Raw genomic sequence first — 11,338 nt, forward strand, 5'->3', positions numbered from 1 at the left:
CCGTGGGCGACACGACACCTCCCGTGTTCCTCGTCCCGTCGCTGCCCGACGTCTCCGACGCCTCAGACGCAGCCACCACGGTGCTCGACGGGGAGGAGGCACACCACGCGGTCACCGTGCGGCGGCTGCGTGCGGGTGAGCGGCTGGCGCTGAGCGACGGCCGGGGCACGCTGGCCGACTGCGTGGTGGCGGCGGTGCGGCCCGGTCGCAGGCCGGCCGTGGACGTGCGGATCGAGGCCGTGCACACCGTGTCGGCCCCACCGCTGCGGGTGACGGTGGCGCAGGCCCTGGCGAAGGGCGATCGCGGCGAGCTGGCGGTGGAACTGGCGACCGAGGCCGGTGCGGACGCGGTCGTGCCGTGGCGCGCCGCCCGCAGCGTGGCCCGCTGGGACGACGGCCCCCGTGGTGAGAAGGCGCTGGCGAAGTGGCGCGCCGCCGCGCGCGCCGCGGCCAAGCAGGCGCGCCGCGCATGGGTTCCCGACGTGCCGGAGCCGGTGACCACCTCGCAGCTCGCCGAGGTGCTGGGCCGGGCCGATCTCGCGCTCGTGCTCGACGGCGGCGCGTCCCGCGCGCTGCCGGAGGTTCCGCTCCCGGCCGAGGGCGAGATCGTGCTCGTCGTCGGCCCCGAGGGCGGGGTGTCGCCCGAGGAACGTGACGCCTTCGCGGAGGCGGGGGCGCGCGGTGTCCGGTTGGGACCGACGGTGTTGCGCACCTCCACGGCGGCGGCGGTCGCGCTGGGGGCGCTGGGTGCGCTGACCGGCCGGTGGCGATAGGCCGAACGGCGGTCGCGACTGGCGCGAGCGGCACAAAGCCCGGATTTTCTGGCGACTTCGGCCCCGTCGCGGCCTCGGCGCGCTCTACCCTGTGGCACAGCCTGCGCGGGTGTGCGACCGACGTGCGGGCGATGACCCGCCGGACGTCTCCCCCCTCGGTCCGGCGGAGCCGCGGTGGCGAGTGGAGCGACCCCCAGGCTGCACCGCCCCGCGGCGCCCCACCGGCCGCGTGGGTGATGATGGACGTCGAGAGACCACAGGCCGGCGTGGGACACAGGAGGTGCCGTGAGCGAGCGCAGCGACCAGGACGACTCCGAGGCGGGCGAGGGCGCCGCGACACTGTTCGAGCGGATCATCGCCAGGGAGCTTCCCGCCGAGATCGTCCACGAGACCGCGACCACGATCGCGTTCCGCGACATCAGTCCGCAGGCCGCGACACACGTGCTGGTGGTGCCCAAGACCCGCTACCGCGACGTGGCCGAGCTGGCCGCCGCCGATCCCGCGTTGCTGGCCGACGTCGTGGCCACGGCGGCGGAGGTCGCGGCGCGGGAGGGGCTGACGGACGGTTACCGCGTGGTGTTCAACACGGGCGCCGACGCAGGACAGACGGTGTTCCACGTCCACGCCCACGTCCTCGGCGGGGAACAGCTCGGCCGGTTCGGACGTTGAACCAAGCCCGCAGGTAAACTCACCTGCCCCGACAGGGCGGATGCCGCTAGCATTGACCTGTCAAGCCCGTCGTCGACCAGCACGGAACGTGCAGAAAGCAGGCCAGAGGCCACGTGGCCGGAACCGAACCGCTGCAACCCGCCAAAGCCACCGTCGCCCAGGAGCGCTCGGCGCAGTCGAAGTTCCCGATCCCTGACGCCGCGGCGCTCGTGTTGCTCGGCTCACGTGACGAGAACCTCCGTGTCGCGGAGGAACTGCTGGACGCCGATGTGCATGTCCGGGGCAACGAAGTCACCCTCTCCGGCGCACCCGGTGACGTGGCGTTCGCCGAGCGGGTCTTCGAGGAACTGGTGACGCTGGCCCAGCGGGGTCAGCAACTCAAGCCGGACACGGTGCGGCGGACGGTGACCATGCTGTCCTCCGGCGGCTCCGAGTCCCCCGCCGACGTGCTGAGCATGAACATCCTGTCGCGGCGCGGCAGGACGATCCGGCCGAAGACGCTGAACCAGAAGCGCTACGTGGACGCGATCGACCAGCACACGGTGGTGTTCGGCATCGGTCCCGCGGGGACGGGCAAGACCTACCTCGCGATGGCCAAGGCCGTGCAGGCGCTGCAGGGCAAGCAGGTCACCCGCATCATCCTGACGCGGCCGGCCGTGGAGGCGGGTGAGCGGCTGGGCTACCTGCCCGGAACGCTCTACGAGAAGATCGATCCGTATCTGCGCCCGCTCTACGACGCGCTGCACGACATGGTGGACCCGGAGTCGATCCCGCGGCTCATGCAGGCGGGCACCATCGAGATCGCCCCGCTCGCGTACATGCGCGGGCGCACGCTCAACGACGCGTTCATCATCCTCGACGAGGCCCAGAACACCACTCCCGAGCAGATGAAGATGTTCCTCACCCGGCTCGGGTTCGGGTCCAAGATCGTGGTGACCGGCGACATCACGCAGGTCGACCTGCCGACCGGCCAGCGCAGCGGGTTGCGCGTCGTGCGCGACATCTTGGAGGGCGTCGGCGACCTCAACTTCACCACGCTGACCAGTCACGACGTGGTGCGCCACCGGCTCGTGGGCGACATCGTGGACGCCTACGAGAAGTGGCAGGCCACGCAGGACAACCCCGGCGAATCCGACAAGGGCAACGGGCGGGGCGGCCGGTGAGCATCGAGATCGCCAACGAGTCCGGTGTCGACGTCGACGAGACCTCCATCGTGGCGGCGGCGCGGTTCGCGCTCGACCGCATGGAGGTCAGCCCGCTGGCGGAGCTGTCCGTGGTGCTGGTGACCCTGGACGTCATGGAGGAGCTGCACGAGCGCTGGATGGACCTTCCGGGGCCCACCGACGTGATGGCGTTTCCCATGGACGAGCTGGAGGCGGGCCGCAGGCCGGACGCGGTGGAGTCGTCTCCCGCGTTGCTGGGCGACATCGTGCTGTGCCCCGGGTTCGCGCGCGAGCAGGCGCGCAAGGCCGGGCATCCGCTGCTGGACGAACTGCACCTGCTGACCGTGCACGGGGTGCTGCACCTGCTCGGCTACGACCACGCGGAGGCCGAGGAGGAGCGGGAGATGTTCGCGTTGCAGAAGAGCATTCTCGCCGAGTTCCGGGACACCCTGGCCGCCGCGCTCCGGCAGGACGTGCAACGGACCAACGACGACCGGCTACTGGGCGCGGCGGGACTCGACAGAAGGCCTGACTCGGAGACATCGTGACTTCTTCGGCCACGCTGCTGGTCGTGGCGGTGCTGCTCGTGTTCCTGGGGGGCGTGTTCGCGGCGGCGGATGCGGCGATCTCCACGGCCTCGCTGGCGCGGGCCGAGGGCCTGGAACGACTGGGCAGGACCGGCTCGCGCCAACTGATCACGGTGATCGGCGAACGCAGCCGGCACATCAACCTGCTGTTGCTGTTGCGCATGGGGTGCGAGCTCACGGCGACGGTGCTGGTGACCGTGGTGGCGCTGCGCTGGATCGACCCCGACTGGCTGGCGGTGCTGATCACCGCGCTCGCCATGGCGGTGGTCAGCTACGTCGTCGTCGGAGTGGGGCCCCGCACGATCGGCAGGCAGCATCCGTACCGGGTGGGACTCGCCGTCGCCGGGCCCGTGCGGGTGCTGGGCACCGTGCTGGGGCCGCTGAGCAAGCTGCTGATCGTGGTCGGCAACGCGATCACGCCCGGCAAGGGGTTCCGCGAGGGGCCGTTCACCAGTGAGACCGAGCTGCGGGAGCTGGTGGACCTCGCGCAGGAGCGCGGCGTGGTGGGCACCGACGAGCGCGAGATGATCCACTCGGTCTTCGAGTTGGGGGACACGGTGGCCCGCGAGGTCATGGTGCCGCGCACGGAGATCGTGTGGATCGAGCGGAACAAGACCGTGCGGCAGGCGCTGGCCCTGTCGATCCGGACGGGCTTCACCCGGATTCCGGTGATCGACGAGTCCGTGGACGACATCGTCGGCGTGGTCAACCTCAAGGATCTCGTCCGCGCCTCCATCGCCGAGGGCGGCACCGGCCGCGAGGTGGCCGACCTGATGACGCCGGCCGACTTCGTGCCCGACTCCAAGCGGCTCGACAGCCTGCTCAAGCACATGCAGGTCTCCCGCCACCACCTCGCGATCGCCGTGGACGAGTACGGTGGCACGGCCGGTCTCGTGACCATCGAGGACGTCCTGGAGGAGATCGTCGGGGAGATTACCGACGAGTCCGACACCGACGAACGACCCCCGGTGGAGCACGTCGACGACCACGTGGTGCGGGTCTCCGCGCGGCTGGGCGTCGGTGACCTGGGCGAACTGTTCGGCGTGGACCTCTCCGAGCACGACGTGGAGACGGTCGGCGGGCTGCTCGCGCAGCGCCTGGGCCGGGTGCCGCTGCCCGGGGCCGAGGCCGAGATCGACGGCCTGCGGCTGCGCGCCGAGGGCGGCAAGGACCGGCGCGGGCGGATGCGGATCACCACCGTCGTGGTGCGGGCCGCGGACGGCCGCCGCATCGGGCCCGGCACCCCGCCCGCCGAGGGCCGGGACGACGAAGACGAGCGCGACAGGAGAGTGGAGCATGCCTGACCTCGACCCCGAGGACGAGAAGATCGTCATCCTCGCGCGTTCGGCGCGCGCGAGGACACAGGCGGCCGAGGGCGCGGCCGTGCGGGACACCGACGGCCGCACGTACGCGGCGACGACGGTGGAGCTGCCCTCGCTGCGGCTGACGGCGTTGCAGGCCGCGGTCGCGGCGGCCGTGTCCAGCGGCGCCGAGGGGCTTGAGGCGGCGGCCGTGGTCACGGACTTCCCGTTGGTGCAGGGCTGCTCGGTGCAGGCGGTCCGCGACCTCACGGAGAGCGCGCCGATCCTGCGGGCCGACCCGGCCGGCACCGTGCAGGAGACGCTGCGGTGAGTGAGAGCGAACATCGCTCGGGTTTCGCGTGCTTCGTCGGACGGCCGAACGCGGGCAAGTCCACCCTGACCAACGCGCTGGTGGGGTCCAAGGTCGCCATCACGTCGAGCAAGCCACAGACCACCCGGCACGCCATCCGCGGCATCGTCCACCGCGACGACGCGCAGCTCATCATCGTGGACACCCCGGGACTGCACCGGCCCCGCACGTTGCTGGGGGAGCGGCTCAACGACGTCGTGCGCGCCACGTGGTCGGAGGTCGACGTCGTCGGCTTCTGCGTGCCCGCGGACGAGAAGGTCGGTCCCGGTGACCGGTTCATCGCGCAGGAGCTGTCGAAGATCGCCCGGCGTACTCCGGTGCTGGGCATCGTGACGAAGACCGACCTCGTCGGCAAGGAGCAGGTCGCCAAGCAGTTGCTCGCGCTGCAGGACGTCATGGACTTCGCCGACCTCGTTCCCGTGTCGGCCGTCGAGTCCTACCAGGTGGACACGCTGGCCGACCTGCTGGTGACGCACCTTCCGGAAGGCCCGGAGCTGTACCCGGACGGCGACCTCACCGACGAACCCGAGCAGACGCTCGTGGCGGAACTGATCCGCGAGGCCGCGCTGGAGGGCGTGCGCGACGAGCTGCCCCACTCCATCGCGGTCACGATCGAGGAGATGTTCCCGCGTGAGGGCAGGGACGACCTCGTCGACATCTACGCGCACCTCTACGTCGAGCGCACCAGTCAGCGCGGGATCGTGCTCGGGCACCGGGGCGGCAGGCTCAAGGACGTGGGGGCGCGGGCGCGGCAGCAGATCGAGGCGCTGCTCGGCAGCAAGGTGTACCTCGACCTGCACGTCAAGGTGGCCAAGGACTGGCAGCGCGACCCGAGGCAACTCCGCAGGCTCGGTTTCTGACACCACCCCGCCACGCGCTGTGAGCGCCCGGCGGTTGCGCGGGCGACGGACCACCGTCGTGGGACGATGGAGTCGTGAGTCTGTATCGGGACACCGGCGTGGTGCTGCGGGTCCACAAGCTCGGTGAGGCCGACCGCATCATCACCCTGCTCACCCGCCGCCACGGCAAGGTTCGCGCCGTGGCCAAGGGGGTGCGGCGGACGACGTCCCGGTTCGGTGCGCGGCTGGAGCCGTTCGGCCATGTCGACGTCCAGCTCTACACGGGCCGCACGCTCGACGTCATCACCCAGGTCGAGACCGTGGACGCGTTCGCGCTCCCGCTCGTCGGCGACTACCAGCGCTACACCGCAGCCAGCGCCATCACCGAGACCGCGGACCGGCTCACGGCGGAGGAGGGCGAGCCGGTGCTGAAGCTGTACCTGCTGGCGGTCGGGGCGTTGCGGGCGCTCGCGGAGGGGCGCCGGGACGCCTCGTTCGTCCTCGACGCCTTCCTGCTGAGGTCCATGGCGTGGGCCGGGTGGGCTCCGGCGATCACCGAGTGCGCCCGGTGCGGGCAGCCGGGCCCGCACGGCGCGTTCAACGTCCAGGCTGGCGGGTCGCTGTGCCCCCGTTGCCGCGTTCCCGGCTCGGTCCACCCCGCACCCGAGGCGCTGGTGCTGCTCGCCGCGCTGCTGCACGGTGACTGGGAGACCGCCGAGCACACCACCCAGGGGGTGCGGCGCGATGTCAGCGGGCTCGTCGCCGCGCACCTGCAGTGGCATCTCGAACGCCAGCTGCGGTCGCTGCCGCTCGTGGAACGCCGTGCCCGTGAGGCGCCGATCGCCGACACGTTAGGGTCGGTGCCGGTGTCCGGCGAGACGGAGGTAACGAGTGCGGCGCAGGGGACGCGAAGCCGCGAAAGCGCACGAGGAGCTACGGGAGCCTGAACCGCACCCGTCCGGTGCGCGGCCGCCTGCCATCCCGCCCGAGCTGGTGCCGAACCACGTGGCGCTGGTGATGGACGGCAACGGCCGCTGGGCCAACCAGCGCGGGCTGCCACGGATCGAGGGACACAAGCGCGGCGAGGCCGTGATGATCGACGTGGCCAGCGGCGCCGTGGAACTCGGCGTCAAGTGGCTGTCGGTGTACGCGTTCTCGACCGAGAACTGGAAGCGCAGTCCCGACGAGGTCCGCTTCCTGATGGGCTTCAACCGCGACACGATCCGCAGGCAGGTGGACTACCTGGGCTCCATCGGGGTGCGCATCCGCTGGGCCGGGCGCACACCCCGGTTGTGGCGCAGTGTCATCAAGGAGTTGCAGGACGCGGAGGAGAAGACCCGCGACAACACGCTGCTGAACATGACGATGTGCGTCAACTACGGTGGGCGCGCCGAACTCGGCGACGCCGCACGGCGAATCGCCAGGCTCGCCGCCGAAGGCAAGATCAACCCGGACAAGGTGGACGATCGGATGCTCGCGAAGTATCTGTACCAGCCCGAGATGCCGGACGTGGACCTGTTCCTGCGCCCGTCGGGTGAGTTGCGCACGTCGAACTTCATGCTGTGGCAGTCCGCCTACGCCGAGTTCGTCTTCCAGGACACGCTCTTTCCCGACTTCGATCGCACGCAGCTGTGGCAGGCGTGCCTGGAGTACGCGAAACGCGATCGCCGGTTCGGGGCCGCGGTGGACGCGGCGGGTGGTCGGCCATGACGTCGGAGGCCGCTGACACCGCGGCACTGCTGACGTCGGCCCGGCACGCGCTGGAGCGCTACCTGGAGGTGCGGGTCGACGACGACGGCACGCTGACGTTCTCCCACGCCGACGTGCCGTGCGTGGTGCAGGCGATGCGGCTGGCCGAGGGGCTGTCCGTGCTGAGCCTGACCTGCGTGATCGCCTGGGATCTGCCCGACCAGCCCGAACTGGCCGCGACGGTGGCGGAGCGTGCGGGTCAGGGATTGTTCGGCACCCTGGGCATCGTCCACACCGAGCGGGGACTCGATCTCACGCTGCGCTACGCGTTCCCGGCGGACGGCCTCGACGAGGCCGCACTGGGCACGCTGCTGATGCTCGTGGTGTCCACGGCGTCCCAGGTTCGCTCCGAGCTGCTGGGGGCATGAGCGACGGCACCGCGGCGCCGGTCGAGCCGCGACGGCGGGGGCCGCTCACCTCGGTCGAGGTGCTGTGCGTGGTGCTGCTCGTGGCCATCGTCGGGCAGTCGTGGCTGGCGTCGGTGCTTGACGTTCCCGCGTTGCGGACCGCAGCCACGGTGTTCGTGGCGGTGTGCGTCCAGGCGCTGCCCTTCCTGGTGCTCGGTGTGCTCATCAGCGGTGCGCTCGCCGCGTTCGTGCCGGCGAAAGCACTGCGAGCGGTGTTGCCGCGCAGGCAGTCCGCCGCCGTCGGCGTGGCCGGTCTCTCGGGGATCGCGCTGCCGGGCTGTGAGTGCGCGTCGGTGCCGGTGGCCCGCCGCCTGATCGGGCAGGGCGTGGCACCCGCGGCGGCGTTGACGTTCCTGCTGGCCGCCCCGGCCGTGAACCCCGTCGTGCTCGTGGCGACGGCGGTGGCCTTCCCCGGTGAGCCCGGCATGGTGGTGGCGCGGTTCGTGGCCTCGCTGGCGACGTCGGTGTTCATGGGACTGCTGTGGTTGCGGTTCGGCAGGCTGGAGTGGATCGCCGAGCGGGTGCTGCGGCGGGTGCCCGAGACGGGCGGGAGCCGGTGGGCCACCTTCGCCGAGACCGCGCGTGCCGATCTCATCGACGCGGGCGGTTTCCTGGTGCTGGGCGCGCTGGTGTCGGCACTGCTCGGGGTACTGGTGCCGCCCTCGTGGTTCGGCGCGCTGTCCGACGACCTCGTGCTCGGTGTCCTGGTGATGGCCGTACTGGCGGTGGTGCTCTCGTTGTGCAGCGAGGCCGACGCGTTCGTGGCGGCCTCGCTGGCGCCCGTGCCGCTGCTGCCGAAGCTCGTGTTCCTCGTGGTGGGGCCCGCCGTGGATCTCAAGTTGTTCGCGTTGCAGGCGGGGACGTTCGGCAGGGCGTTCGCGTTGCGGTTCGCTCCCGCGACGTTCGTCGTCGCGGTGGGGTGCGCACTCGTGGCGGGTTCGCTGCTGCTGGGAGGGGACTGATGCGGCGCGAGACCCAGAACCTGCTGCTGGTGCTGCTCGGCGGGGCGCTGCTGAAGATCGCGCTCACTGGCGACTACCTCCGTTACGTCAAGCCGTCGCACCAGCCGTGGCTGTTCGGTGCGGCGGCGGTGCTGCTCGGGCTCGGGCTGGTGGCGATCGGCCGTGACATCGTGCGCGCCCGCGCGCACGCCCCGGCGTCCGGCGACGGGCCTCATGGCGAGCACCACGAGCACCACGAGCACCACGAGCACCACGAGCACAGTCACGACGCCCGGCCCGCGTGGCTGCTGCTGTTGCCGGTGCTGGCCGTCTTCCTCGTCGCACCGCCCGCACTCGGAGCGGACTCGGTGAGGCGCGACGCCGAGGCCGGAGTGGTGCAGGGCGGTCGCGAGCCGGCGTCGCCGTTCCCGCCGCTGCCGCGCGGGAAGGTGGTCCCGCTGTCGGTGACGGAGTTCGTCACCAGAGCGGGCTGGGACTCCGCGCACAGCCTGGCGGGGCGCACGGTGTCGCTCACGGGTTTCGTCGTCCACGGCGAGGGAGGCACGATGCTCGCGCGCCTGGTCATCGGCTGCTGCGCGGCGGACGCCTCGGCGGTCCGGGTGCGGCTGGCGGGACCCGCCGCGGCCGAGCTTCGAGACACTCCCGACGACACGTGGCTCACCGTCACCGGGACCGTGGTTCCCGGGACGGCCACGGCCGACACCGGATACCGTCCCCATCTCACGGTCCGCACGGCGCGGGAAGTCGCCGCACCTGCGGATCCGTACGAGTACTGAACCCGTGAACTGGTCTCGATCACTCGACCGGATGTACATTGACCATGGTGTAGCTCAACCGCGCTACGCTCGCACTACACGTCGGGAAGGGGCTGTCGTGGCATCCAGTACGTCATTCCGGATCAGCACGAAAGCGAAGGAAACGTTGGCGAAGCGAGCGCAACGCGAAGGAATCAGTGCGACCGCACTGCTCGAGCGACTCATCGTCGAAGGAGTGGACCAGCTTGATCATCCGGGGATCGTGTTCCGAGGCCCGGTGCATGACCGCCGAGCTGCCTTGGTCGCCGGGCCGGATGTGTGGGAGGTGATATCGCGGCTACAGGAACTACGGGGAGCTGAGGAAGAACGAATCGCAGTGCTCAGCGAAGAGACCGAGTTGCATCCCCGGGTAATCCGGATCGCCCTCGACTACGCGGTGGAGCACGTCGAGGAGATTCAGGGCCGGATCGAACGTAACCGGGAGTTGGCGGAGCGCAGTCGCCTTGCTTCGGAGCGGCGCGGGGAGCTCATCGCTTGAGCGCGTTCTTGATCGATGAGATGTTCCCGCCTGCCACAGTGCGCTTTCTCCGCGAGAACTTCGAGCGTGACGCGGTGCATGTGTTCGAGCGTGGGCTGCGTTCGGAGGCCGATTTCGTCGTGGCGGCTACGGCCCGGGCGGAAGGGCGTGCCGTGGTCACGGAGAATGTGGCTGACTTCGTGGGGGAACGTGATCTGGTGCTCGTCTTCGTGCTGAAAAGTCAGCTGCCGCAGGGATCCGGACTAGCCAAAGCACTCGCGGACTTGCTCGACAAGTGGGTCCGCGAGAACCCCACGCCGTACCAGGGGCCACACTGGCCCCGCGCCTGAGGTCGGCCCTACCTGGTCGCGGCGCAGGTCGCGCAGGTGCCGACGATCTCCACCGTGTGCCGGATGTCCGAGAACCCGTTGCCCGAGGCGATGCGCTCGGCCCAGCGTTCGACCGTGGGGCCCTCCACCTCGACGGTGTAGCCGCAGTGGCGGCACACCAAGTGGTGGTGATGATGGGCCGAGCACTGCCGGTAGACCGCCTCGCCGGAGTCGGTGCGCAGCACGTCGATCTCCCCGGCCTCGGACAGCGACTGCAGGGTGCGGTAGACGGTGGTCAGCCCGATGCCCTCGCCGCGCTTGCGCAGTTCGTCGTGCAGTTCCTGCGCCGAGCGGAAGTCATCCATCTCGGTGAGCAGATCCACCACGGCGGCACGCTGCCGGGTGGACCTGCGCCCCGGAACGGGGGCCCTGCTGTGGGTGTCGGTTGTGCTCATACCGGCTGCGCTTCCTCCTGCACGTGTGCGACGGCGTCGACCACGATGTGCGCCAGATGGTCGTCCACCAAGTGGTACACCACCTCGCGTCCCCGCCGTTCACCGTGTACCACCCCGGTCGCCTTCAGCACCCGAAGGTGTTGACTGATCAGTGGTTGCGTCACGTCGAGCGCCTCCACCAGTTCGTGGACGCAGCGCGGGGCGTGGTGCAGTTGGAGCACGATCGCGATGCGCACGGGCGCGGCCAGCGCCCGCAGAAGTTCACCCGCATCGGTGAGGGTCGCGGCCGGTGGCGGCGCGGTGACGGCCGGTGGCTGTCGCGTGGGGGAGTGCTCCTGTTGTTCGCCCAGGTCAGCGGGGTCGGGCGAGCCCGAACGCGCCGCTTCGGAACTCGCCGTCGCCATGTCGTTCTCCCGCTCTGATCATCCTGCGGTGTCCGGGGAATGCTCTAGCATTCTAGTG

At 70.7% G+C, this 11,338-nt stretch carries 16 protein-coding genes; 14 read left to right on the forward strand and 2 right to left on the reverse strand.

Translation table 11 applies throughout. From position 1 onward, the window contains the following. The first annotated feature begins 2 nt into the window (after positions 1 to 2). The 14 genes from FFT09_RS18750 to FFT09_RS18815 all read left to right on the forward strand — a co-directional run bounded on the left by FFT09_RS18750 (position 3) and on the right by FFT09_RS18815 (position 10,442). Positions 3 to 773: a 16S rRNA (uracil(1498)-N(3))-methyltransferase gene (locus FFT09_RS18750; RefSeq protein ID WP_138383485.1), complete on the forward strand. Its 771-nt coding sequence runs from the start codon at positions 3 to 5 to the stop codon at positions 771 to 773. A 285-nt stretch (positions 774 to 1,058) separates the two neighbouring features. After that, the gene (locus tag FFT09_RS18755) at positions 1,059 to 1,442 is read left to right on the forward strand and encodes an HIT domain-containing protein (RefSeq protein ID WP_037334634.1); all 384 of its coding nucleotides are present in this window, start codon (positions 1,059 to 1,061) and stop codon (positions 1,440 to 1,442) included. A 113-nt stretch (positions 1,443 to 1,555) separates the two neighbouring features. Then, positions 1,556 to 2,605 carry a PhoH family protein gene (locus FFT09_RS18760; RefSeq protein ID WP_024875746.1) on the forward strand — a complete coding sequence of 350 codons (1,050 nt, stop codon included), beginning with the start codon at positions 1,556 to 1,558 and terminating at the stop codon, positions 2,603 to 2,605. Beyond that, the gene (ybeY, locus tag FFT09_RS18765) at positions 2,602 to 3,153 is read left to right on the forward strand and encodes an rRNA maturation RNase YbeY (protein ID WP_024875745.1); all 552 of its coding nucleotides are present in this window, start codon (positions 2,602 to 2,604) and stop codon (positions 3,151 to 3,153) included. Before FFT09_RS18760 ends, ybeY begins: the two co-directional genes overlap by 4 nt. Continuing rightward, positions 3,150 to 4,496, forward strand: a complete 1,347-nt coding sequence (locus FFT09_RS18770; RefSeq protein ID WP_138383486.1) for a hemolysin family protein — start codon at positions 3,150 to 3,152, stop codon at positions 4,494 to 4,496. Before ybeY ends, FFT09_RS18770 begins: the two co-directional genes overlap by 4 nt. Further along, entirely contained in the window at positions 4,489 to 4,824 is a 336-nt protein-coding gene (locus FFT09_RS18775) for a hypothetical protein (RefSeq protein WP_024875743.1), read from the forward strand. Before FFT09_RS18770 ends, FFT09_RS18775 begins: the two co-directional genes overlap by 8 nt. Continuing rightward, positions 4,821 to 5,723 carry a GTPase Era gene (era, locus tag FFT09_RS18780; RefSeq protein WP_081195167.1) on the forward strand — a complete coding sequence of 301 codons (903 nt, stop codon included), beginning with the start codon at positions 4,821 to 4,823 and terminating at the stop codon, positions 5,721 to 5,723. Before FFT09_RS18775 ends, era begins: the two co-directional genes overlap by 4 nt. A gap of 74 nt (positions 5,724 to 5,797) precedes the next feature. Continuing rightward, entirely contained in the window at positions 5,798 to 6,649 is an 852-nt protein-coding gene (gene recO / locus FFT09_RS18785) for a DNA repair protein RecO (RefSeq protein WP_024875741.1), read from the forward strand. Then, complete coding sequence (locus FFT09_RS18790; protein ID WP_024875740.1) at positions 6,594 to 7,412, forward strand: isoprenyl transferase; 819 nt, start codon at positions 6,594 to 6,596, stop codon at positions 7,410 to 7,412. Before recO ends, FFT09_RS18790 begins: the two co-directional genes overlap by 56 nt. Further along, positions 7,409 to 7,819, forward strand: a complete 411-nt coding sequence (locus FFT09_RS18795; protein WP_024875739.1) for a YbjN domain-containing protein — start codon at positions 7,409 to 7,411, stop codon at positions 7,817 to 7,819. The genes FFT09_RS18790 and FFT09_RS18795 overlap by 4 nt, the downstream gene beginning before the upstream one ends. Then, positions 7,816 to 8,820 (forward strand): permease, encoded by a 1,005-nt coding sequence (locus FFT09_RS18800; protein ID WP_138383487.1) that lies wholly within the window; start codon positions 7,816 to 7,818, stop codon positions 8,818 to 8,820. The genes FFT09_RS18795 and FFT09_RS18800 overlap by 4 nt, the downstream gene beginning before the upstream one ends. Beyond that, positions 8,820 to 9,596, forward strand: a complete 777-nt coding sequence (locus tag FFT09_RS18805; RefSeq protein WP_138383488.1) for a TIGR03943 family putative permease subunit — start codon at positions 8,820 to 8,822, stop codon at positions 9,594 to 9,596. Before FFT09_RS18800 ends, FFT09_RS18805 begins: the two co-directional genes overlap by 1 nt. 97 nt (positions 9,597 to 9,693) lie before the next feature. Continuing rightward, on the forward strand, positions 9,694 to 10,113 hold the full coding sequence (locus FFT09_RS18810; protein ID WP_138383489.1) for a hypothetical protein: 420 nt from the start codon (positions 9,694 to 9,696) through the stop codon (positions 10,111 to 10,113). Next, positions 10,110 to 10,442 carry a DUF5615 family PIN-like protein gene (locus tag FFT09_RS18815; RefSeq protein ID WP_138383490.1) on the forward strand — a complete coding sequence of 111 codons (333 nt, stop codon included), beginning with the start codon at positions 10,110 to 10,112 and terminating at the stop codon, positions 10,440 to 10,442. Before FFT09_RS18810 ends, FFT09_RS18815 begins: the two co-directional genes overlap by 4 nt. 8 nt (positions 10,443 to 10,450) lie before the next feature. On the opposite strand, the gene FFT09_RS18820 is transcribed toward FFT09_RS18815, so the two are convergent. Both FFT09_RS18820 and FFT09_RS18825 read right to left on the reverse strand, forming a co-directional pair. Next, the gene (locus tag FFT09_RS18820) at positions 10,451 to 10,876 is read right to left on the reverse strand and encodes a Fur family transcriptional regulator (RefSeq protein WP_024875735.1); all 426 of its coding nucleotides are present in this window, start codon (positions 10,874 to 10,876) and stop codon (positions 10,451 to 10,453) included. Further along, positions 10,873 to 11,280: an ArsR/SmtB family transcription factor gene (locus FFT09_RS18825; protein WP_138383491.1), complete on the reverse strand. Its 408-nt coding sequence runs from the start codon at positions 11,278 to 11,280 to the stop codon at positions 10,873 to 10,875. Before FFT09_RS18825 ends, FFT09_RS18820 begins: the two co-directional genes overlap by 4 nt. Positions 11,281 to 11,338: the final 58 nt, after the last annotated feature.

This window comes from Saccharomonospora piscinae (assembly GCF_005862235.1).
Classification (GTDB): domain Bacteria; phylum Actinomycetota; class Actinomycetes; order Mycobacteriales; family Pseudonocardiaceae; genus Saccharomonospora; species Saccharomonospora piscinae.

What these genes read in the sequence shown, in the direction of transcription:
- FFT09_RS18800 (WP_138383487.1), top strand. Translation starts at nt 7,816, where the DNA reads ATGAGCGACGGCACCGCGGCGCCGGTCGAGCCGCGACGGCGGGGGCCG.
- FFT09_RS18775 (WP_024875743.1), top strand. Translation starts at nt 4,489, where the DNA reads ATGCCTGACCTCGACCCCGAGGACGAGAAGATCGTCATCCTCGCGCGT.
- FFT09_RS18825 (WP_138383491.1), bottom strand. Translation starts at nt 11,280, where the DNA reads ATGGCGACGGCGAGTTCCGAAGCGGCGCGTTCGGGCTCGCCCGACCCC.
- FFT09_RS18820 (WP_024875735.1), bottom strand. Translation starts at nt 10,876, where the DNA reads ATGAGCACAACCGACACCCACAGCAGGGCCCCCGTTCCGGGGCGCAGG.
- FFT09_RS18795 (WP_024875739.1), top strand. Translation starts at nt 7,409, where the DNA reads ATGACGTCGGAGGCCGCTGACACCGCGGCACTGCTGACGTCGGCCCGG.
- FFT09_RS18805 (WP_138383488.1), top strand. Translation starts at nt 8,820, where the DNA reads ATGCGGCGCGAGACCCAGAACCTGCTGCTGGTGCTGCTCGGCGGGGCG.